General features: G+C 50.3%; 17 protein-coding genes. 10 read left to right on the forward strand and 7 right to left on the reverse strand.

The window, feature by feature from the left end:
* Positions 1-52 precede the first annotated feature (52 nt).
* The 4 genes from gcvH to BLS62_RS07160 all read left to right on the forward strand — a co-directional run bounded on the left by gcvH (position 53) and on the right by BLS62_RS07160 (position 4,871).
* Complete coding sequence (gcvH, locus tag BLS62_RS07145; RefSeq protein WP_093178704.1) at positions 53-424, forward strand: glycine cleavage system protein GcvH; 372 nt, start codon at positions 53-55, stop codon at positions 422-424.
* A gap of 119 nt (positions 425-543) precedes the next feature.
* Positions 544-1,893: an aminomethyl-transferring glycine dehydrogenase subunit GcvPA gene (gcvPA, locus tag BLS62_RS07150; protein WP_093178707.1), complete on the forward strand. Its 1,350-nt coding sequence runs from the start codon at positions 544-546 to the stop codon at positions 1,891-1,893.
* Positions 1,890-3,461 (forward strand): aminomethyl-transferring glycine dehydrogenase subunit GcvPB, encoded by a 1,572-nt coding sequence (gene gcvPB, locus BLS62_RS07155; protein WP_093178709.1) that lies wholly within the window; start codon positions 1,890-1,892, stop codon positions 3,459-3,461. Before gcvPA ends, gcvPB begins: the two co-directional genes overlap by 4 nt.
* A 225-nt stretch (positions 3,462-3,686) precedes the next feature.
* On the forward strand, positions 3,687-4,871 hold the full coding sequence (locus tag BLS62_RS07160; RefSeq protein WP_093178712.1) for a glycosyltransferase family 61 protein: 1,185 nt from the start codon (positions 3,687-3,689) through the stop codon (positions 4,869-4,871).
* A 38-nt stretch (positions 4,872-4,909) separates the two neighbouring features.
* On the opposite strand, the gene BLS62_RS07165 is transcribed toward BLS62_RS07160, so the two are convergent.
* Positions 4,910-5,839, reverse strand: a complete 930-nt coding sequence (locus BLS62_RS07165; RefSeq protein WP_093178715.1) for an alpha-1,2-fucosyltransferase — start codon at positions 5,837-5,839, stop codon at positions 4,910-4,912.
* Positions 5,840-6,051: 212 nt separating this feature from the next.
* Here BLS62_RS07165 and BLS62_RS07170 point away from each other — a divergent pair, with 212 nt between their 5' ends.
* Positions 6,052-6,759 carry an HAD family hydrolase gene (locus BLS62_RS07170; protein ID WP_093188558.1) on the forward strand — a complete coding sequence of 236 codons (708 nt, stop codon included), beginning with the start codon at positions 6,052-6,054 and terminating at the stop codon, positions 6,757-6,759.
* A gap of 40 nt (positions 6,760-6,799) precedes the next feature.
* Here BLS62_RS07170 and BLS62_RS07175 read toward each other — a convergent pair whose 3' ends face one another.
* Positions 6,800-7,777, reverse strand: coding sequence for an alpha-1,2-fucosyltransferase (locus BLS62_RS07175; protein WP_280141830.1), 978 nt, complete (start codon positions 7,775-7,777; stop codon positions 6,800-6,802).
* A gap of 337 nt (positions 7,778-8,114) precedes the next feature.
* On the opposite strand from BLS62_RS07175, the gene tyrS reads away from it, so the two are divergent.
* The gene (gene tyrS / locus BLS62_RS07180) at positions 8,115-9,386 is read left to right on the forward strand and encodes a tyrosine--tRNA ligase (protein WP_093178721.1); all 1,272 of its coding nucleotides are present in this window, start codon (positions 8,115-8,117) and stop codon (positions 9,384-9,386) included.
* A gap of 43 nt (positions 9,387-9,429) precedes the next feature.
* Here the strand turns inward: tyrS and BLS62_RS07185 are convergent, their stop codons facing one another.
* The 3 genes from BLS62_RS07185 to BLS62_RS07195 form a co-directional block, all read right to left on the reverse strand.
* Positions 9,430-10,209 (reverse strand): hypothetical protein, encoded by a 780-nt coding sequence (locus BLS62_RS07185; RefSeq protein ID WP_093178724.1) that lies wholly within the window; start codon positions 10,207-10,209, stop codon positions 9,430-9,432.
* Between the two features lie 230 nt (positions 10,210-10,439).
* Positions 10,440-11,570: a site-specific DNA-methyltransferase gene (locus tag BLS62_RS07190; protein WP_244283552.1), complete on the reverse strand. Its 1,131-nt coding sequence runs from the start codon at positions 11,568-11,570 to the stop codon at positions 10,440-10,442.
* A gap of 377 nt (positions 11,571-11,947) precedes the next feature.
* Complete coding sequence (locus tag BLS62_RS07195; RefSeq protein WP_093178727.1) at positions 11,948-13,162, reverse strand: glycerophosphodiester phosphodiesterase family protein; 1,215 nt, start codon at positions 13,160-13,162, stop codon at positions 11,948-11,950.
* 260 nt (positions 13,163-13,422) lie between these two features.
* Between BLS62_RS07195 and BLS62_RS07200 the strand changes: the two genes are divergently transcribed.
* Positions 13,423-14,901, forward strand: coding sequence for an AMP nucleosidase (locus tag BLS62_RS07200; protein WP_093178730.1), 1,479 nt, complete (start codon positions 13,423-13,425; stop codon positions 14,899-14,901).
* A 36-nt stretch (positions 14,902-14,937) separates the two neighbouring features.
* Here the strand turns inward: BLS62_RS07200 and mutY are convergent, their stop codons facing one another.
* Complete coding sequence (gene mutY / locus BLS62_RS07205; protein ID WP_093178733.1) at positions 14,938-15,990, reverse strand: A/G-specific adenine glycosylase; 1,053 nt, start codon at positions 15,988-15,990, stop codon at positions 14,938-14,940.
* Positions 15,991-16,136: 146 nt separating this feature from the next.
* On the opposite strand from mutY, the gene BLS62_RS07210 reads away from it, so the two are divergent.
* A complete protein-coding gene (locus tag BLS62_RS07210; RefSeq protein WP_208990727.1) occupies positions 16,137-16,664 on the forward strand; it encodes a DUF721 domain-containing protein in 528 nt (175 codons plus the stop codon).
* Positions 16,665-16,697: 33 nt separating this feature from the next.
* On the opposite strand, the gene BLS62_RS07215 is transcribed toward BLS62_RS07210, so the two are convergent.
* Complete coding sequence (locus tag BLS62_RS07215; protein ID WP_093178736.1) at positions 16,698-17,192, reverse strand: hypothetical protein; 495 nt, start codon at positions 17,190-17,192, stop codon at positions 16,698-16,700.
* Between the two features lie 514 nt (positions 17,193-17,706).
* Between BLS62_RS07215 and BLS62_RS07220 the strand changes: the two genes are divergently transcribed.
* Both BLS62_RS07220 and smc read left to right on the forward strand, forming a co-directional pair.
* Positions 17,707-18,348 (forward strand): DsbA family protein, encoded by a 642-nt coding sequence (locus BLS62_RS07220; protein ID WP_093178739.1) that lies wholly within the window; start codon positions 17,707-17,709, stop codon positions 18,346-18,348.
* Positions 18,349-18,441: 93 nt separating this feature from the next.
* The gene (smc, locus tag BLS62_RS07225; protein WP_093178742.1) at positions 18,442-21,900 is read left to right on the forward strand and encodes a chromosome segregation protein SMC; all 3,459 of its coding nucleotides are present in this window, start codon (positions 18,442-18,444) and stop codon (positions 21,898-21,900) included.
* Positions 21,901-22,004: the final 104 nt, after the last annotated feature.

The raw sequence follows: 22,004 nt of genomic DNA on the forward strand, positions 1-22,004 counted from the left end.
GGCTACCCCTAACCAGAAACAATCGACACACGACAGTGTAGGGAACACGCACATGACTACATATTTCACGACAGACCACGAATGGCTGAAAGTTGAAGACGGCGTTGCAACCGTTGGTATTACCAATTTCGCACAGGCTCAGTTGGGCGATGTTGTGTACGTAGAGCTGCCAGAAACTGGCAAAACTCTCGCACAAGGTGATGACGCAGCCGTTGTTGAATCCGTGAAAGCAGCTTCTGAAGTTTATGCTCCAGTTGATGGCGAAATCGTAGAGGGCAACGAACTCCTCGTCGAAGAACCTGCAAAGGTCAATGAGGATTCGGAGGGCGTTGCATGGTTCTTCAAAATCAAACTCGGCAATGTTGCACAGCTGGATGTGCTGATGAACGAAGCTGAGTACAAGGCCTTCGTCGAAACGCTGTAAAGCGAAAGCTGTTCACCTCCCGCTGCGCACCCTATCCAAGCTATGTGTGGCAGGAACTGGCAAAAGCCGTAAGAATGCTTTTGCTGCATTGTGCATCAGAAATCTGGTGGAGAAAGATCATGCGGTATCTTCCGCTTTCAGACAACGACCGCGCTGACATGTTAGCGCGTGTCGGTGTAAGCTCAATCGATGAGTTGTTCGCCGATATTCCAGAGGCCGTTCGCCTTGAAGAACTGACAACATTGCCACGTCGCAAGACGGAAATGCAGGTAGAGCGACAGCTCTCCAAAATGGCAAACAAGAATGTCAGTGCTGGATCTCTCCCGTTCTTCGTAGGGGCCGGTGCCTATAAACACCACATTCCAGCAACAGTGGATCACCTGATCCAGCGCTCTGAGTTTTTGACCAGTTACACACCGTATCAGCCAGAAATTGCTCAGGGTACGCTGCAGACGCTCTTCGAATTCCAGACACAGGTGGCAAACCTGACTGGAATGGACGTTGCAAACGCCTCCATGTATGACGGCTCCACCGGGACCGCAGAAGCTGTGTTGATGGCGCACCGCGTCACCCGCAAGAAAAAAGCAATCCTCTCCGGTGGTCTGCATCCGCAGTACCGTGAGGTTGTGGAAGGCATTACACGCAAACTGCCGGGCGGTTCTGTTGTGTCTTTGCCAGCTGATCCAATGGGCACAGAAGATATTCTGGCGCAGATTGATGATGAGACCTCCTGTGTGGTTGTTCAGTCTCCATCCTTCTACGGCCAGTTGATTGATCTGAAGCCGATTGCAGAAAAAGCCCATGCCCACAAAGCCCTGCTGATTGCAGTCTTCACCGAAGTTATTTCCCTCGGTCTGGTTGAAAGCCCGGGCGCACAGGGCGCGGACATCGTGGTTGGCGAAGGCCAGTCCATCGGTAACCCGCTGACCTTCGGTGGTCCTTACGTTGGTCTGTTTGCGACACGTCAGAAATACATTCGCAACATGCCGGGTCGTCTGTGTGGTGAAACCACAGATGCAGAAGGCAAACGCGGCTTCGTGCTAACGCTCTCCACGCGTGAGCAGCATATTCGCCGTGATAAAGCGACTTCCAACATCTGCACCAACTCCGGTCTGTGTTGTTTGGCATTCTCCATTCATATGACCTTGCTGGGTGAAAGCGGTATGACCCGTCTTGCACGCATCAACCACATGAATGCAGTGAAGCTGGCAGATGCACTGGCAACCGTTGAAGGTGTTGACGTGCTCAACTCTTTCTTCTTCAACGAGTTCACCATTCGCGTTCCTGCAAATGCAAATGATGTGATTGAAGCTCTGGCAGTCAACGGCGTTCTTGGCGGTGTTCCTGTTTCCCGTCTGGATACATCCGGCGGCGAGTTGGACAATCTGATTGTTGTTGCAAGCACCGAAGTCAACACCGACGAAGACCGTGCTGCCTATGTGGAAGCTCTGAAGGAGGTGCTCGCATGACTATGGTTCATCAGGGTCGTCCGACCCGCGCTGGCGAAGCTGGCTCTCCAGAAACGCACCGCACCTTCACCGGCAACAAAGCGCTGGACATGGAAGAGCCGTTGATCTTCGAGATCGGCCACAAGGACAATTGCGGCGTTGATCTGGATGACCCGGAAGTGTTTGCACCGCGCCTTGGCACGCACCAGCGTGAAACTGCAATCGACCTTCCTGGTTTGTCCGAACCGGAAACAATGCGCCACTACGTGCGTCTGTCTCGTAAAAACTATGCAATTGATGCTGGCCTGTATCCACTTGGCTCCTGCACCATGAAGCATAACCCGCGCCTTAACGAAAAAATGGCGCGCCTGCCAGGATTTGCAGATATCCACCCGCTGCAACCAATCTCAACCGTTCCCGGTGCATTTGAGCTGATTTCGGAGCTGGCTGATTGGTTGATGGAACTGACAGGCACCAACGCTGTTGCAATGAGCCCGAAAGCCGGCGCGCATGGCGAACAGTGTGGCATGATGGCGATTAAACACGCTATTGCTGCCAGAGGCGAAGAACGCTCCATCGTTCTGGTTCCTGAAAGTGCCCACGGTACAAACCCGGCAACGGCCTCGCTGGTTGGGTACAAAGTTGTTTCCATTCCTGCACGCGATGACGGAACCGTTGCTGTAGATGCTGTGATCGAGAAAATTAAGGCCCACGAAGGTCAGATCGCAGCCCTCATGCTCACCAACCCGAACACATGTGGTTTGTTTGAGCCGGAAGTGATTGAAATTGCCAAGGCAGTTCATGATGCTGGCGGTTACTTCTACTGTGATGGTGCAAACTTCACCGCGATCGTTGGTAAAGCAAAACCGGGTGATCTTGGCATTGATGCCATGCACATCAACCTGCACAAAACCTTCTCCACACCGCATGGCGGTGGTGGCCCAGGTTCTGGTCCTGTTGTGCTTTCAGATCGGTTGGCCCCATACGCACCTCTTCCGTTCATTCGCAAAAATGGCGACGAGCTGGAAGTTGTTGAAACTGAAGACCAGTTGAAGGAAGGCGAACAGCCATTTGGCCGTATGACAGCCTTCCACGGTCAAATGGGCATGTATGTTCGCGCACTTTCCTACATGCAATCTCATGGCTCTGATGGCCTTAAACAGGCTTCTGAAGATGCTGTGCTCAACGCAAACTATGTCCGCGTTGGCCTTCAGGATGTCATGAGCCTTCCATTCGGCATTAAGCCTTGCATGCATGAAGTGCTCTTTGATGACACGTTCCTCAAGGGCTCCGGTATATCCACACTCGATTTTGCAAAAGCAATGATCGATGAAGGCTATCACCCAATGACCATGTACTTCCCGTTGGTGGTAAGTGGTGCAATGTTGATTGAGCCGACAGAAAGCGAAAGCCGAGCGTCTCTGGATCTGTTCGTAGCAACACTGCGTGATCTGGTGATGAGTGCAAAGGCTGGGGAAACCAGCCGCTTTGAAGGCGCACCGTTCCTTGCTCCTCGTCGCCGTCTGGATGAAACCGGTGCTGCGCGTAATCCAATTCTCAAATGGGTGCCACCTGTGCCATCCATTTGAGCCCTAACTCGCATAAAGAGTGTTCCCGGAATGCGGCTTCCGTTTTCGGGACTACGATAAAAATAAAAGTGGGTTTTACAATTTGAACTTGCCCGGTTTCTTGAAAAAGACACCGGGCTTTTCTTTGCTTGTTTTTTGGAGCTGAAAAGAAGCGGATACTGAGAAGCTTCAGACCGGACTTGGGTCTAGATCTGTTTAAAAAAGCATCAAAGAAGTGAGGCGGATATGCGCAAGGCTCCCAAATGGCGCAGCTGGGTGCCGACAAGTCGGAAAATTCGGTTTTCAGTTCAATCCGCACTCGCAAGAGCCTTCCCGATGCTTGGCTATCATTTCAATCATTTTCCAGACAATGCCGACCTGTCCCTAGCACCCATCGAATTACTGAAGTCTTTTGAAGAACGCAGTGCACGCGCACTACCGGAAGAAGTGCAACAGTTCTTTCGTGCCCACGGAGCGCTGGAACAAAGCCGCTATCCGTTGCCGATCACACCAAGCGGGCAAAACTGGTTGAGGATCTATGAGCTCACCGATGCTCTGGTGCTGAGCAGCACAGGCTCAACAGTGGTGAAGGCCCAACATCGCCAGATCGAGGCCGCTGCACCCAACACCATGCGGTTTGCGCGCCTGAAGGATTTGTCTATTCAAACGCCTCTGATAAACATGTTGGGCCTGTCCTCCGGCTACCGGCACTACTATCACTTCCTGTGTGATGTCGCATTTCCGCTGCTCTATATGCTGGAGGCGTTTGAGCCACGCACCTTTCCGCTGACTATTTTGGTGCGCAAAGACCTGCCGGAATTCCAAAGGGAGTTTTACACTCATCTGGCAGAGGATATCCCCGCGTTAACGGTTGAGGAGTGCGGAACCAATCAACGGGTGCATTGTAAAACACTGTACCATTGCACGCCGGCAGTGAATTGCGAATACCGCGCACCTCCAAGCGAGAATGCAGCGGCCATGGTTGCGGCACACTATTTTTCTGCCTATGGAATTGATCAGACAGAACCGCCAACAAAAAAACTCTACATAATGCGAAAAAACGCAAAAACACGCAAAATCTTGCAGGAAGAAAGCCTTATAAATCAATTGCAGTTGCGTGGGTTTGAATGCGTAGACCCCGGAGATATAGGCCATAAAGAACAGGTAAATCTGTTCAGCAAAGCCAGCATCATTGTGGGAACACACGGGGCAGGGTTGACGAACATCTTGTTTTCACAGGCAAATTGCAAAGTGTTCGAATTGTTCCCCGCAGATTACATCCAAAGCGCTTATGCATGGCTCTCGCACATGAGAGGTATGAGTTACACGCCGATCATGGGCGAAAAAAGCGGCGTTCACCAGCATTATTCCCTGTCAGAACAAACAGTTAGCGATCTCCTGCAAAGTTTGGATGAGTTAGAGTTGGTGTAAAATGAGTATCCCAAATTTATCATAACAAAACCAATAGGTTAGAGCCGTTTCCAATGCGGTGGAACAAGCGAACTGTCATCCAGTCTAGGATTATTGAACCACTTCAACGGTGCAATGACATGTTTCTCTTCATTTCTGTTGAGGAAAGCAGCCCACCAGCTGAAGGTACTATTCGCGGTGACGATATGATCGCAAGATGCCATAACCATAAGATCTTCATAATCTTTTTCGTCTTGCATAGGGTCAACAAAAACCACGTTATCCGCCCGCGGAACTACCTCGCGAGCACGTTCTGGACTATCTGAAAATACATAGAACGTAACACCGGGAACGTTATCTCTTAAAAAATCCATGGCCCCTTTGTAGTAGCCAGCCGAACACAACCCAAAGTTCTGTAAATTATGGGTCAGACTATAATCGCCATAACGAACATGCAGAGCTGCTGAGGGGCCCGAGTTGATTCTCTGCAATAACTTTAAACGCTCCAGAACCATCTGTTTTTTAAGCGTAATTTCTTCGCGGAGGGTTTCCAGTATTGAGAACGGAATCTCCCATTTTTGCCAATACCCATCCAGATATGCGCTTTGCCTGATACTGGGAGCATCCGTCCCTTGTACCAACTCATCTTCCCGCCTGTAGCGACGGTGATAAAACGGATAGATCTTACGGCATAACTTCACAGTTGGACCAAAGGTTTGCGCTGGCCAAAGCACCATCCCAAGTTCTGCTTCTGTGGCCGTTAGTCCCTTTGTTTTAAATAGGTTAAGTGTGTAACTCCGGTTCGTGTGCTTGTCATATTCGCTCCGATCAAACCTGAGTTTAAGACCGACCTCCTCAGAGATTTTCCGACCCTGCGCATACTGGAAAAGTTGGTTTCCAATCCCGCCACGAACACGCATGATAAGCGTTGGTTTTGGTTTGCTCCTACGGGAGCTCGCGGATTTCCGAGCTTGAGTAACTACTGACATTCGCCCCCCAACACACTAATTTGAGCCTTGTTGACTGCAAGCGTAGCGGAGGTTTGACATTGGCTCACTACTAGGTTTTTGGGAGTGAAAGTCCTAGGAGCGAGTATAAGCAGACAACAAATCGTTGCTTTTCTTGGATGTATCGCAAGAGAACACAAAAAAGACTATATTTCCCAGAAGACTAGCAATGCATTCGAATAATGGATTTTTATATGAGCTACGAATTATTGATTTGGGATTGTGACGGCTGCTTAATTGATAGCGAGCAGATTGGCTGCCGGGTTGAAGCTGAAGCCTTTACAAAAGCCGGATACACCATAAGCACAGAGGAAATGATCAGGCGCTTTATTGGTATCAGCGCAAGCGAAGTTTTCTCGCAGATAGAAGCGGAAATGGGTCATGACATTCGCAACCATGAAGCTCTCCTAATTCAAGACGCATCCCTACGGCAAGCCTTTGAAAATGAACTGCTTCCAATCACTGGTGTTCATGATGCACTCACTGAGCTGGACAACCAGTTTCCGCAAATGCAGATGTGCATCGCTTCTAGCAGTTCCATGGAGCGCCTTGACTACACGTTAAGGTTGACAGGTCTGCATAACCGCTTTGAAAACAAATACTTTTCTGGCGAAACTGTTCCAAAAGGCAAACCGGCACCAGATGTATTTTTGAAAGCCGCTGAAGAGATGGGCGTTGCACCAGCACGCTGTTTGGTAATTGAAGACAGCCCTCACGGGTTGAAAGGCGCACATGCAGCAGGCATGGATGCAATCGGCTTTACAGGTGCAAGTCATGGCGGTGAAAAATTGCATGATCTTCTTGCAACCCAAACCCCACTTGAAATATTCAATGATATGAAAGGCTTACCAAGTTTAGTAGGAGAACTAACGAGAACCAAAGCCGTTGCTGTCCGAGCTTGAAGTATAGGTAGTAATCAAAAAATTGATCGAGAACCGTGTATTAACGGACAGGGGCGTTAATACTATCCTGTCCGTGTCTCGGGGAAAGAGAACTATCGTAGGTTGGAAGCCTGTACTTATCAATTCTGTGCCAGTCATCCATTAGAAAGCGATTGTTGGCATGTTCCTTTTGTGCCTTCCACGGGAAGGGTGCTACGATTTGCTTGTCTGGATTTTGGTTCAAGTAAGCAGCCCACCAGCTAAAAGTACTATTGGCAATAATTTGGTGCGCACATTTTGACATGATCATAAAATCCTGAACGTCTTTGCCGTCAGGAAGAACATCAAAAAACGTAATGTTCGGGATGTTGCTCAAAGTTTGTTTGCACCACTCAATGTCATCGGAGAAAACCAGAGGCTGGAGAACGCCTAATTTTGCGCCTAAGAACTTTAAAGCGCGGATGTAGTAATCTGGGGTACATACGCCATAAATTTTGTGAATATCCTGTTTTAGGAAGTCACCTCGCCGTATATGCAGCGCGACTGTGTTTGGTTGGGTGGCGTGAGCCAGATAGTGTTGCCGGGACTTCGAAAAATCCTCTCGTAAAACCAAGTCCTGTAAAAGTTGAGGCCTAACAACCTCGGCAATATGCGAAGACATGAAATACCCGTTTAGAAAGAAGCGGTTATGGCCAGTGAAACGTGCGAAATTTTCAAGGTCAAGAAGGCTCTTGATATGCGATTTTCTATAATAATGAACGTGGGGTAAGAGCTGTTGCAGCTGCTTTGAAAATTTTTTGAATGGGAAAAAAACCTCTCTAAAGTCAGCAGGTTGAGAGGACTTTGTCGGCAAGTTAAAGTTCATAAGAGGAGGTTTGATGCCTTGCCTGCGATCTTTCTCCCCTGTGTGGAGCGATATCTTGCTGCCGGTGAAATGACAAAGGTACCTCGCAGCTGCCCATTGAAAAAGCTGGTTCCCCAACCGGCCTTTAAGGTTGACGATAATCATCCTGCTTCCGCCTTGTATCTGCTGTTGCACATCAATCTTAATCCATCACCAACAGGGTCGCACCTATGAAAAGTGAGCAAGTAACAACAGGTGAAGTCTGGGTGGAACGTGCTCAAAGTCGCGATTGTTGGAATTGGATTTCGCACGATCTGCCAAAAATCGGCTTGACATAGCTGCGACAGGCAGGTCATAAACTTCGCCATGAGCAAGAACCTGACCATCATTTCTAGTGTTTATTATTATGCGCCCGACATATCGGTGGCCGCGTTCCAATAAACTCATGTAATTTTTGAGATCAGAACCAAAGCCGCCGCGTCAGGCGGCTTTTGTGTTTCTAGCTCTCCTGCGCGGCGCCAGGAGAGAAGAGATGAACCACTCAATTATCGATAGCACACTCAACTTCCGCCCAAAATCCGAAGCTCTCCAGCTGTTGGTAGATCGCGGCTTCCTGCATCAATGTACAGATCTGGAAGCGCTTGACGCCAAGTTGGAAGCAGGACCGATCACAGCTTACGCTGGGTTTGACGCCACCGCTGACAGCCTCCATGTCGGTCACCTATTGCCACTCATGGCCATGCGCTGGTTGCAGAAAACCGGCCACAAACCAATCCTGCTGGTCGGTGGTGGAACAACTCGCGTTGGTGACCCAAGCTTCCGCTCCCAAAGCCGTCCCTTGTTGGATGATGCACAGATCGAGCACAACCTTGCAGGTATTCGCACCACAGTAGAGCGCCTCTTTGATCTGTCAGAAGGGCAGGGCCAAATTGTCAACAATGCGGACTGGCTCGACGAATTCCGCTTCCTTGAGTTCCTTCGTGATTTTGGAACCCACTTCACCGTTAATCGTATGATGACGTTCGACAGTGTCCGCTCACGCCTCGAAGCACAGCAACCTTTATCCGTGTTGGAGTTTTGCTACATGATGCTGCAAGCGGTTGATTTTGTTGAGCTCAACAAACGGTTTGACTGCACATTGCAGATTGGTGGATCAGATCAATGGGGTAATATCATCAATGGTGTTGACCTTGGCCGTCGTTCTGGAACCCAGCTGTTCGGCTTAACGCTTCCGCTGCTGACGACCCCCTCAGGCAGCAAGATGGGCAAAACCGCAGAGGGCTCTGTGTGGCTCAATCCTTCACGCCTTTCCAGTTTTGGCTTCTGGCAGTTCTGGCGCAATGTGGATGATGCAGACGTTCCACGCTTCCTGAAGCTGTTCACTGATTTGCCACTGGGTGAAATTGATCGCCTCGCGTCCTTGAAAGGGAAAGAGCTCAATGAGGCCAAGAAGGTACTAGCAACGCAAGTAACGGGTATCGTGCATGGCCTAGCCGCAGCAGAGGCCGCCCTCCAGCAGGGGGAAGCATTGTTCAATGGGCAGGAGGACCTTAGCCAGCCAACACACGAGTTGTCCTTGCCCCTGCTTGCTAAACCGCTCGGCCTGCTGGATCTGCTGGTGAAAACCGGTTTTGCCACCACCAACAGCGAAGCCCGCCGTCTTATCCGGGGTGGTGGTGTACGTCTCAACTCAACCATCGTGATCGAAGAAACGCGGCAGATCTCCGAGGGCGATCTCAAACCCGGCGAACGCCTCACTCTAGCCGTCGGCAAACGACGCAAGGCATTGGTGGAGTTTGTGTAATCGAAAAGGAGGTGGCCAGCTTATCAGCTGACCACTTTTTTACCTAGCTAAAGCGCCGAATAACTGCTTGGATAAATGCAGTCCGCTCGGCGGCCGTAGCACCAAGAGCTCCAGAGAGAAGACGCTCCCTATCGGTAATCAAGGGCTCAGGATCTGCAGTGGCTATATTGTGAAACTGAGCTGTGGTTGGCAAAGTTTGTGGGTTTTTGCCGCATAGTTCCATTTTCTCTAGAAGGCCGGGCAACTCTTTGTCGTAATATTCGCGCAGGTATTTGCCCTTCATGAAATCGTGACCAGTATGAGCCACATTTGCTCTGGTGGTGGCATCTGCAACCCTCAACGGTAAGAAAGCGTGGTTACCTAGCAATTGCTGAAAGAACATACCGTGCAAGGCACCGTCATTGATATAGTAGAGGTTTCGGTCTCGATTGGCAGGAGGGTTTGCGTTCTTTCGAAATAGCTCCGTAGTCGTGATTTTATGTTGGCTATGTAGAGTTTCGATCTCACCATCAATCTCGCGTTTTGTTGAACCCAAAACATGAGCATAAACATTCGGATTGGTCGCGCGGGTGACATTCCAATCGAAAGATTGCCCCACATCCCAAGCGCCGATGAAGATACAAACAACGCGAGAGGGCCGTTGGAAAATCGCAAATCCGGCAGCATGAAGTGGGCGATATCGAACGAACTGATGCTCTTTATCCATATAGTAACAGCTTGGAATCTGGTTTACCGCAATTGTATTCGCATTCGTTAAAGCGACAGATCCAAAAAGCATATTGTCTTTTTGGATCATCGGGAGTGGGACCGGTTGTTCAGCCATGACATCCTCATTTTTATTGTTGAAAAACCTGTGCAACAGGTGTGAAGAGGACGGTCCGTGGTTAGTGATTGTGAGAAGAATTGGTCTGAAGCTCGCGGTTATCCTTACCAAACCATAAAAATAGCCCCCGCCGGTTAGGGCAGGGGCCAAGTCATATGGATATAAAGCAGGGATCTGTGACAAACCCTGTAAACCGCGTGGCGAGGCCGCCACACGAACTGTATCGGACGCTATTTAGGCATTTGCGAGCGGACGACTTCCCGAAGGGCATCAACCGGCTCAAGTGCCTTACCACGCTTGATGTGCCAGAAGGTCCAGCCATTACAGGCTTGCTGACCTTGAACGAGCGCACCCACTTTGTGGATGGATCCGGAATGCTCGCCGCAAATCAAAGAACCGTCGGCGCGAACCGTGGCTTTAAAGCGACCGCGGGCATCGGTTAATTCGGCGCCCGGTGTCAATAATCCGGTTTCCAACAAATTGCCAAACGGAACCCTCGGAAGGGAACGTTTGCCCTGTGTCATCGCCAGAAAATCATCGTTGGCAGGTGTAACCCGGTCAATCCGTTCGGAAGCAGCTTTGATGTAAGAGTCTTCACGCTCACACCCCACAAAGTGGCGGCCTAACTTCTTGGCAACTGCACCAGTGGTGCCTGTGCCAAAGAATGGATCAAGGATCACATCGCCTTGGTTTGAAGTGGAGAGCAGCACGCGGTAAAGCAGGCTCTCCGGCTTCTGAGTAGGATGCACTTTGTCGCCGTTTTCGTCCTTCAGGCGCTCATGGCCGGTACAAATAGGCAGTACCCAGTCAGAACGCATCTGAAGATCGTCATTAAACGTCTTCATCGCAGCATAGTTAAAGGTCGGCTTGCTCTGTTGTGAAGGGCAAGCCCAGATGAGCGTCTCATGAGCATTAGTAAAACGTTTGCCACGGAAGTTCGGCATCGGGTTTGTTTTCAGCCACACCACATCATTGTTAATCCAGAACCCAAGGTCCTGCATCAACGCACCAACACGGAAAATGTTGTGGTACGAACCAATAACCCAAATAGACCCGTTTGGCTTTAGCACGCGGCGAACCGCTATGAGCCAGGCACGAGTGAACTCATCATAAGCTTTAAAGCTAGAGAACTGATCCCAGTGATCATCGCAGGCATCCACCTTTGAATGATCAGGCCTGTGCAGATCTCCGCCCAGCTGTAGGTTATAAGGGGGATCGGCAAAAACCACATCCACGCTGTTGTCAGGAAGCTTGTTCAAAGCCTCGACACAGTCGCCCTTAATTATTGTATCAAGCCAGTCAGGCTTGGTGGATATATGGGGTGCCGCCAAGGACACCCCTTCTTTACGCTGTACTCTCATTGCGACGCAACACCTCACGCAATTCATGAGTGCTATGGTTACCGGATATGGTAAACCAGAGGTTAATTGTGAATATCTTTTATTCTTTTGGAATCAACGCTTTATTTACAGATTCGGATTTTGGCACTTAAGTTAAGGCCGGTTAATATTCAATGGCGGATTCCCTTGGGGTATGTGTTTATGAGGCGTTAATGTGGCGAGAATATCGGCACAAAGTTTTTTTTAAAAGAGTCAACCTTTTGACTCTGAAAAACCAATTAAGGTAAACGTGAAGTGAAAACATCGGGCAAATCACTTTGTCAGTAGGGTAGGCAAAACGAAAAAAGGGCGCACCTGAATGGCCCGCCCTTTTGATTGTCATGAATGATTTGCTTTGCTTAATTCAAGCCCATGCAATTTGCGTAGAAGGTTACCGTTGCTGGCCAGTCAGAAAAGACGCCGCTAACCTTCACATCCTGCGCAAGCACATCCAGAAGCTCATAAACAGCACCCTCATTGGTCACAGCATCATTGATGCCTTTGTAATACCATCCGCCTTTGTTCTGAGTGAGTGGCCCGGAGCGTTCCAGCGTCCATGTAAAGATCTTCAACCCTGCTTCATTCGCTGAGTTTGCGTAGGCAGATGGAACGATCTTGCCGTCTTTAAGTGTAACAAGCATCCAAAGAGGCGGGGAGATGTAGTTCACACCCATGGCTTTCAGATCAGCCATTGATGGTTTGAATGTAGATGGATCAGAAGTGTCAAAGCCCTGCATCCTATAACGTCCATCCAGCAAGACCGCCTGTTTGCCAAACTCAGGCTCATTCTTAATCCAGTAGAGGATGTCATCCAGAATGAAGGATTGCGGGTACACGTCAGAAGCTGGAACACCAGCAGTTTTGTACTCATCAATCATCTTCTGAGCGTAATTCTCCTGAGAAAAGCCATCATATGGCATCTCAACACTTGGTTGTTTCAGCTCAGGCGTAAATTTAACGCCCTGTGATTTGAACAACTCAATGGTTTGAGCATGGGTCATCAACGTGCCGCCAGTGGCAGCATAAAGGTCTGTCCGCCAAGGTGCTGTGCCATCTATAAACTCAGCAACTGTCTCGGCTGATGTATTGGCCGCATCCATTTTTCCCGAAAGCTCTTGGAATTGTGCAAGGGTAATCTCGGAGGTCCTGCACTCAGCGGCGGCCTTTTCTCCATTTTGAGCAGGCGTAAAAGGCTTGGTGCATGTATCGGCAAGATCAGTGGCAAGGATATTGGTTGTGGTGGCAAGGTCATTTTGCGAATGCCGGCACACAAGTTCTTTGTCCTTGGTGAAAGTCACATCACATTCCTGCACGCCAGCGCCCATCACAGCCGCAGCCTGATAGCCTTCTAACGTGTGCTCAGGAAACTGAAGCGGAGCGCCGCGATGTGAAATTGTGAAACTGGTACTCTTCGCATCATTGGAAATACAGGCGCGAAGTTTCTCCTTCAAAGGTCCCTCCTGCATCTGCTCCACCAAATAGGCCGGACGCGGTCCGAGTTGAGCAGCATCAGCTGCCCCCAAAGAAGCAAGAGAGGCGACGAAGCCGAGGGAAATTATTTTCGAAATAGTCATGAGAGCTCCAAATTGTGGTGGGTGCAAACTGGCATGAGTAGACTACAGTTTGATGGAGCTACGTGAAAATAAGTAGTTCTTTCTCATGGATACATGTGTAGGAATCAGCTTTCGATATTTTGAAAAAATCCTCAATCATCAAAAAATAAATCAGTTTTGTGATCTCGTGTCTTGACCCTGTCGTGATCATCCCTCAGATATATAGTGACACGAAAGAGGAGAAATCGAACGTGTCGACTATATCCGATAGCGACGTTGTGATGGAAAGCCGTTCCATCCGTACGCCTAAGCCACTTCCTGCCCAATCTTTTTCTGATGCCAGCGAAGCCGTGGAGCACCTGATCTATCTGTTTGATCGGGCAACACAGTTTTTGCGCGAGAGTTTTAAGTCCGCCGCACAGGAAAGAATGCCGGAAAACCGGGTAAGGGCCTTTTATCCAGAACTGCGTTTTGAAGTCTCCAGCCATATTCGCGTGGACACGCGCTTGTCCTTCGGTTTTGTTGCAAGACCGGGCAAATACAAAACAACAATCACCCGTCCAGATCTGTTTCGGACTTATCTTGAGCAGCAGATTGATCTTCTGATCCGCAATCATGGATTGGAAATTGTGGTAGCTGAAAGTGATCAGCCAATCCCGCTCCACTTTGCATTCTATGATGGTGCGCACGTTGAAGGTGCAATCCCTTCCAGTGAAGAACGTCCACTGCGCGATGTGTTTGATGTACCAGACCTCGCGGTTATGGATGATGCGATCTCAAACGGCACATACCAGTCAGAAGACGGTATCGAGCCACTGGCACCATTCACGGCACCGCGCGTTGACTACTCACTACATCGTTTGCAGCACTACACTGCAACTGCACCTCGGTATTTCCAGAACTTCGTACTCTTCACAAACTATCAGTTTTATATTGATGGCTTTGCGCAGATGGCCAAGGATCTGATCGCAGATCCAGACAGCGGCTATGTGGCCTTTGTTGAGCCGGGCAATCTGGTCACCTACGCAGGCGATACCGAGCCGAGTGAAGGCAATGTTCTGCCACGCTTGCCGCAGATGCCTGCTTATCACCTGTTGCGCGCGGATAACTCCGGCATCACCATGGTCAACATTGGGGTTGGGCCGTCCAACGCAAAAACCATCACGGATCATGTCGCGGTTCTTCGTCCGCATGCTTGGCTCATGCTTGGTCACTGTGCAGGCCTGCGCAGCAGCCAGCAACTGGGTGATTATGTTCTGGCACATGGTTATGTGCGTGAGGATAAAGTGTTGGATGCCGATCTACCGACTTGGGTTCCAATTCCGCCACTGGCAGAAGTGCAGGTGGCACTGGAAAATGCTGTAGAACAGACCACAGGTTACAGCGGATATGATCTGAAGCGGGTGATGCGAACTGGAACAGTTGCCTCCATTGATAACCGCAACTGGGAACTTAGGGATCACCGCGAACCGGTGCAGCGCCTCTCACAATCGCGAGCAATTGCACTGGATATGGAATCTGCAACCATCGCGGCCAATGGCTTCCGGTTCCGTGTTCCCTATGGAACGCTGCTGTGTGTCTCAGATAAGCCACTTCATGGTGAGTTGAAACTGCCGGGCATGGCAACGGATTTTTACCGGACGCAGGTCAATCAACACCTAGAGATTGGCGTAAAGACTATGGAAATTCTGAGGGAGATGCCTCTGGAGCGTCTCCACTCTCGAAAGCTCAGAAGCTTTGCAGAGACTGCATTCCAATAAAAGGAAGCCGGGCACTGACCCGGCTTTTTCTTTGGCCTATAACAACCCGCCAACCTTGAGTGCTTTTTTCATCACTGTCGGCAACGCCTCTCCATCCAGTTCATCAGGAGAAGACCACCAATATCCATCAGGTGCGGAATATCCTGCTGGCGCTTTGGCCTGCCATACGCTCATCTCCAGATGAAAATGCGTGAACGTATGCTTCACGTCCTTTTCCATGCGTGCCCAGTCCTCCTGAAGAGGGGCCAGATCAAGCGCTTCCATTTCGCCGCCTTCAGTCCAGTGGGTGGTGATTGGTTCGCTCATGCCAGCCAACAGGCCTTTATCCGCCCGCTTGCGAAGCAGAAGGCGGCCTGCATCATCAACCAGCAAAAACGCCATGCCCTTGCGTGTTGGCTTGGTCTTCTTTGGGGCTTTACGTGGAAGCGTATCTGCAATGCCTTGTTTGCGGCCTTCGCAAATTTCCATCCAGGGGCAAATGCCACAGGCAGGAGATTTTGGCGTGCAGATTGTAGCACCCAGATCCATCATGGCCTGCGCAAAGTCACCGGGCCGGTCTACGGGCGTTACTTCACTCATCAACGGTTTTACTTCGCCCTTCAGCGCAGGCAGTTCTGTCAGCAGGGCGTGGCGGCGAGAAAGGACCCGCTCCACATTGCCGTCAACCACCGCTGCGTGGTGGCCAAATGCGATCGTTGTTATCGCTGCTGCGGTGTAAGGACCAATGCCGGGAAGCTCCAAAAGACGCTTTTCATCCTCAGGAAAACGACCATTATGATGAAGTTGGACATATTGTGCACACTTATACAGATTTCTTGCACGGGAATAATAACCAAGCCCAGCCCATGCTTTTAGGATGTCCTCCTCCTCAGCATTGGCCATATCAGCAAGTGTTGGCCAGCTGTTTACGAAGAGTTTGAAGTAACTCTTTACAGCAGCAACAGTTGTCTGCTGGAGCATAATTTCAGAGATCCAGACATGGTAAGGGTCTGGTTTTACACCGGAAAGTATATCACTCGGTGCCGTTCTCCATGGTAGAGCGCGAGAATTTCTGTCATACCAGTAAAGAAGAAGAAGACTATCGTGCATGGCTATGTGGGTTAACCTTGGTTTTGCTCCCCAAATAATTAGGGAGCCCTTGGTAATTCATGGTACCGCGAAAAATGGGACTGATTTAAAACTAGTATAAAGCAATGGACATATGAGTGCCTTAATCTCATGGCGTGGTGAGGACGATGAAAGCAACTGCTCAAAATCGGGTTCCAAAAAGATCTAGTCGTCAGCTTAACGAGCTGGTCGGTAAGATGATGCACCCTGTCGCCAGAAAGCGTGGATTTGCAAGCGCAGATCTTCTTGCCGCATGGCCGGAGCTTGTTGGCAAGCAGTACCACGGAAAAGTCCAGCCCGGTAGGCTCGTTTGGCCCAGAACGAAAAGTTCTGATGGAGAACAAGTCGCGGAACCTGCGACACTTCTTGTCCATGCTGATGGCCCGTCTGCTTTGTTCTTCACCCATGAGGCACCGCAGCTGCGCGACAGAATAAACGCCTTCCTTGGCTGGAATGCAATAGCGCGCATCAAAGTTGTTCAGCGCCCCATTCTCAAAACCAAAAAGACCACACCTAAGCCTCTGCGCCCACTTTCTGAAATCGAAAATCGCAGAATTGAGCAGAAGGTGGCAAATGTGTCTGATGAGCGGTTGAAGAGTGCGCTGGAAAAGCTTGGCAAGAACATCGTTGCCCGCACACCTGCGGGCGCTGCCTAATATCATCTCATTTCTCAACCTGAATGAATAAGACTACTGGCTAACGACCAAGTCGTACCCTTTTGCGGTATACCCCAGCAGCAAATCAGGCCGTTCCATGAGAAGATACGCCGTTGTGGTTTCTTCAGCGTTGCGTAGCTCAATGGTGTCCCCATTGACCGCCCAGCCAGTCACAGTCTTCAATTCTTCATTGCTGCAACCGCTCGTAGCCGCCTGACCGATAGGGAAACTATTGGTGATAGAGGGTGCTGCCGCTTCAATGCCACCTTTTGGTATCCGGCTGAATTTAACATGGCACGGTGCAGAGGTGTTTCCGCTCCCCTCACTCACAATCCATTTGGTTGAGGTAAGGGCGCTCAGGTCAGTCGTTCCTGTGTAGATAAGCGTAGGTGTTGCTGCAACCTCGATAGGTTCAATCGACGATTTTTGAGTAGTCGAAGGTATAGCTTCAACGAAATCTTCAGATACTGAGGCTTGGCACGCAACCAGTGAGAGACTGAGTAGCATAAGTGTAGTCAAGCGAAGCATGATGTATCCGTATATATTCGTATCGAGTTGAGTAAATCTTTAATAACTCAATAATGAGGCAAAAACAAAACTGCGGGGGGAATTATTATTGTTTTCCATGTATATATTTTGTGGGTATGTTTTCGCGGTGAAATTTTAGCGCAGTTACATTTGAAGGCGTCCATTGCAAAAGTGGCACCTCCCGAACAGGGATGAAAGGTGCGCCTGCGCGGACTTGCAGGTGTATGTCAGAGCAAGAAGGTGACTTTGCGCCATCTTACCAAAATTTAATATTTGTACTCAGGATATCAGTAGCTTCTGACAAGTAATTGCCATAACTTCCTGACAAATAGGAGCTGATTGAGAACGAGTTGTGGGAAGGGCTAATAAAATGTCTTGTTCACCAGCTTGTGATCAAAAACTCTTGGATACGCTGGTTTATACTCGCGCTGAGCTTCTGATTGAAGATAGCTGCGTGTTAACGCGCTGGGTCAGTATTTAGTGCAACACCTATACAAACTTGGGATAGACAAACGTGACACTCTCTCGCCGTAAGTTTCTTGAGCGCTCAAGCGCTTTGACAGCTGCCTCTCTCGCATTTGTAGCCATGCCTACAGTTGCTTCTGCTCAATCCTATTCTGAGGCAGACCTAAACAAGGTTGGCCCGCTTGGCGAAAAAGTGCTCGGCAAGGCTGATGCACCTGTAACTATTATTGAGTATGCATCTTTAACATGTGGCCACTGCGCGAACTTCCACAACACCACATTCAAAGAGCTGAAGACAAAGTACATCGATACCGGCAAAGTCCGTTTTATCTTCCGCGAGTTCCCGTTTGATACGGTTGCTGCCGCTGGCTTTATGCTTGCACGCTGTGCGCCAGAAGACAAATACTTCGATGTTATGGGCTTGATGTTCAAGGAGCAGCGCAACTGGGCCTTTACCAAAGATCCATACAACGCCCTGCTGAATCTGGGCAAGCAGCTAGGTTTAACTGAAGAAGGTGTAAAGGCTTGCTTGACGAATCAGGAAATACTAGACGGAGTAACTAAGGTTCGTGATCACGGTTCAGAGAAGCTGGGCGTAGATTCAACACCAACGTTCTTTATCAACGGTGAAAAAGTGAGCGGAGCACTCTCTCTTGAGGAGTTCAGCACGTACGTGGACAAAAATCTGTAAGAGCGACAGGCAGCCCATTGGGCTGAATGACCTGCCTACAGAGTTGTGTGCGTACCTACGCTTACATGCTTTGAGACAAGGGGGTGCTGCTCTATGAAGTTTCAGCGCCTCCGTGTCCTTGGGTTCAAATCTTTTGTTGAGCCTATGGAGTTCATTTTTGACAATGGCCTCACTGGCATCGTCGGCCCCAATGGCTGCGGCAAATCCAATCTCGTTGAAGCACTGCGTTGGGTTATGGGAGAAAGCTCCTATAAGAACATGCGCGCCTCCGGTATGGATGATGTCATATTCTCTGGCAGCCTAAACCGTCCCGCCAGAAACACCGCAGAAGTTACACTTTTTCTCGATAATTCAGATCGCACAGCGCCCTCCGGTTATAATGATGGTGATGTGTTGGAAGTGACACGTCGCATCGAGCGTGAAGCGGGCTCTGCCTATAAGATTAATGGTAAGGATGCCCGCGCCCGAGATGTTCAGCTCCTGTTTGCGGACGCATCCACAGGCGCACGCTCCCCGGCAATGGTCCGTCAGGGGCAAATCGGCGAGTTGATTTCATCCAAACCAACCTCTCGCCGAAAAATTTTGGAGGAAGCCGCCGGCATCTCCGGTCTCCACAGTCGCCGCAAGGAAGCCGAAATCCGGTTGCGAGCAGCTGAAACCAACCTTGAGCGGTTGGAAGATGTGGTTTTGCAGATTGAGGGCCAATTGGATGGCTTGAAACGACAAGCAAAACAGGCAACGCGATACCGCAACCTGTCCTCGGAAATTCGCAAGGCTGAGGCCATCATACTGTATTTGCGTTGGAAGGAAGCCACCCAGCTGTTGGACGCGGCGCGCAAACAGTATGCTGAAGCTGAAATCGGGATGCGCGATGTCGCTGGTTTGCAAGCCTCCACCGCCAAAGAACAAGCCCTCGCAGCCTACGAAACTCCAAAACTCCGCCAAGCTGCCGCGGGTGCTGCTGTCTCACTCCAGCATCTGATTATTACCCGGAACGACTTGGATTCTGAAGATCGTCGCGTAAAAGAAAAACTGACAGATCTTCAGGCACGTTTGGCGCAGATGGAGCAAGACATTGAGCGTGAAGCTCAGCTCTCAGGCGAAAACGCATCTCATCTGGAAGAGTTGGCAACTGAGAAGCAGGAACTTATTGAAACCGCAGAGACCATGGATGAGCGCACCGCCGAGGCAGAAGAGCTGGTCCTGATCGTAGAAGACAACCTCGATGCCAGTGAGATGAAGCATTCGCGGATCACGCAGGATCATGCAGGCCTCCTCGCAAAGCATACGCAGCTCGAAAATCAAATCTCAAGCATCAGGCAGAAAAGCGCTCGTTTTAAAGAAGAAGCAGATCGCTTCAAAGGGCAACTGGAAGCTGTTGATGCTGACATCAAATCGGCAAGCGGTCCGAGCGATAAACGTGATGAGCTTGAAATAGCTCTGGAGGAGTTGGCGGAGGCTGAAGAAACCGCAGTTCAGGCGGAAGAAACGCTCAGCACCGCTCGTGACCTTGAAAACCAAGGCCGTACTCCACTTAATGAAGCGCATTCTGCTCTCTCCAGATATGAGACCGAGGCGAAAACCCTCCAAGCTGTTCTCTCCGCAGGCCAAAGTGCTGATTGGACACCCGCTGTTGACCGCATGAGCGTTAATCCCGGTCTGGAGACAGCGCTTGGCGCGGCTCTGGGGGAAGACCTCGATGTGGCCATGGAAGACAGCGCCCCGGCGCATTGGAGCCTGAGCGAGAAGAAGACCACTGATCCCGCGCTTCCTGAAGGCACGTCCTCATTAGCCGACTATGTGCAAGCGCCAAAAGAATTGGCACGCCGCCTTTCTCAGATTGCGCTGGTTGAAGCGGAAGACGGTCCAAAACTCGTCAGTCAGTTGCAAGTAGGCCAACGTCTGGTCAGCAGGCAAGGGGACCTATGGCGTTGGGATGGGCTTATTGTAGCTGCCGAAGCGCCAACACCGGCTGCTCAACGGTTGGCACAGCGCAACCGTCTCGTTGAGCTCGACGATCTCCTGGAGCAAACCCGCGAACTCGTGGAAGAGAAGAAAGAAGCTCTCGAAACCGCGACGGAGCAACGGCGACAGGCAGAAGTTAGAGAGCAGGACACTCGGCAAAAACTCCGCCGAGAACAATCCCGTCTTGTGACGTTGCGCGAAGAGCTGGCAACAGCCGAGCGAGCGATTACAGAACTGTCTGTTCGCAAGACAACACTGGAAGAGCAACTTCGCAGAGCTAATGAGGACTTCGAAGAGACTTCGGCGTCATTGGAAGAAGCGGAAAGTGCTGTAGAGGAGCTGCCGGATAGTGCCGGTATGACGGCTGATCTGGAAAACGCAGCAAAAGAAGTTGCCAACACGAGAAACAAACTCGCCGAGGCGAAGGGCGCGACCGATGCCTTGAAGCGGGAAGGGGAGCTTAGAGCTCTCCGTCTGGAGACCATTGAGAAAGACCGGCAGAACTGGGCCCAACGAGCTCAAAATGCGGACAAGCAGATCGCGGTCCTTCGCCAGCGCCGTGATGACGCAGCACAAGAGCGCATGATTCTACTGGAAGCGCCGGAAGAGAATGAGTTGAAACGGCAAGATCTCCTCAGCAGCCTGTCAATTGCAGAAGATGCACGCAAAGCAGCAGATGATAAGCTGGTTGAAGGAGAACGCAGGCAGCTTCTCGCAGACCAGAAAGCCAAAGAGGCGATGGAAGGCTTGTCCGGAGCCCGTGAACGAAAGATTCGTGCAGAAGAGCGGTTAGAGGCAGCAAAACAGCGCCGGACCGACACAGAGCGCCGTGTGGATGAAACGCTGGAAGTCAGTGTCTCCCGTCTTCATGAGATGGCAGGATTATCCCCAGACGCGCCATTGCCTGATGCTGAGGCATCTGAACGTAAACTGGATCGGCTCAAAGCGGAGCGTGAACGTTTGGGTGGTGTAAACCTGCGTGCTGATGAAGAAATGCAAGAAATTACCGACCAGCGAGACACGTTAATCGCTGAAAGAGATGACCTAATTGAAGCTATCAAGAGGTTGCGCACAGGAATCATGAATCTGAATAAGGATGCGCGCGCGCGTCTCATAAGCTCCTTTGACCAGGTAAATGATCACTTCAAGCGCCTCTTTACGCACCTGTTTGGAGGAGGAACCGCAGAGCTGAAATTGGTGGATGCGGAAGACCCTCTGGATGCCGGACTTGAGATTTTTGCACGTCCTCCCGGCAAGAAACCGCAGACTATGACATTGCTGTCCGGCGGCGAACAGGCGTTGACCGCAATGGCGCTGATTTTCGCAGTTTTCCTCACAAACCCTGCGCCAATTTGTGTTTTAGATGAGGTTGACGCACCGCTCGATGATGCCAATGTAGAGCGCTATTGTGCCCTGCTGGAGAACATGGTGCAGAACACAGAAACCAGATTTACAGTGATTACGCATAATCCCATAACCATGGCTCGCATGTCCAGATTGTTCGGTGTCACCATGGCCGAAAGAGGGGTCTCACAGCTCGTATCAGTAGATCTAGATAGGGCAGAACGATTCACCGAACCTGCCTAAAATAAGGTACAATACGGCCTCCTAAGCATCCTTTATACGTATTCTCAGCTAGAAACTCTAAATATCCTATAAATATCAGTTGTTTAGCTTAAGTAGCTCTAACC

It is taken from the genome of Pseudovibrio sp. Tun.PSC04-5.I4, assembly GCF_900104145.1.
Lineage (GTDB): Bacteria > Pseudomonadota > Alphaproteobacteria > Rhizobiales > Stappiaceae > Pseudovibrio.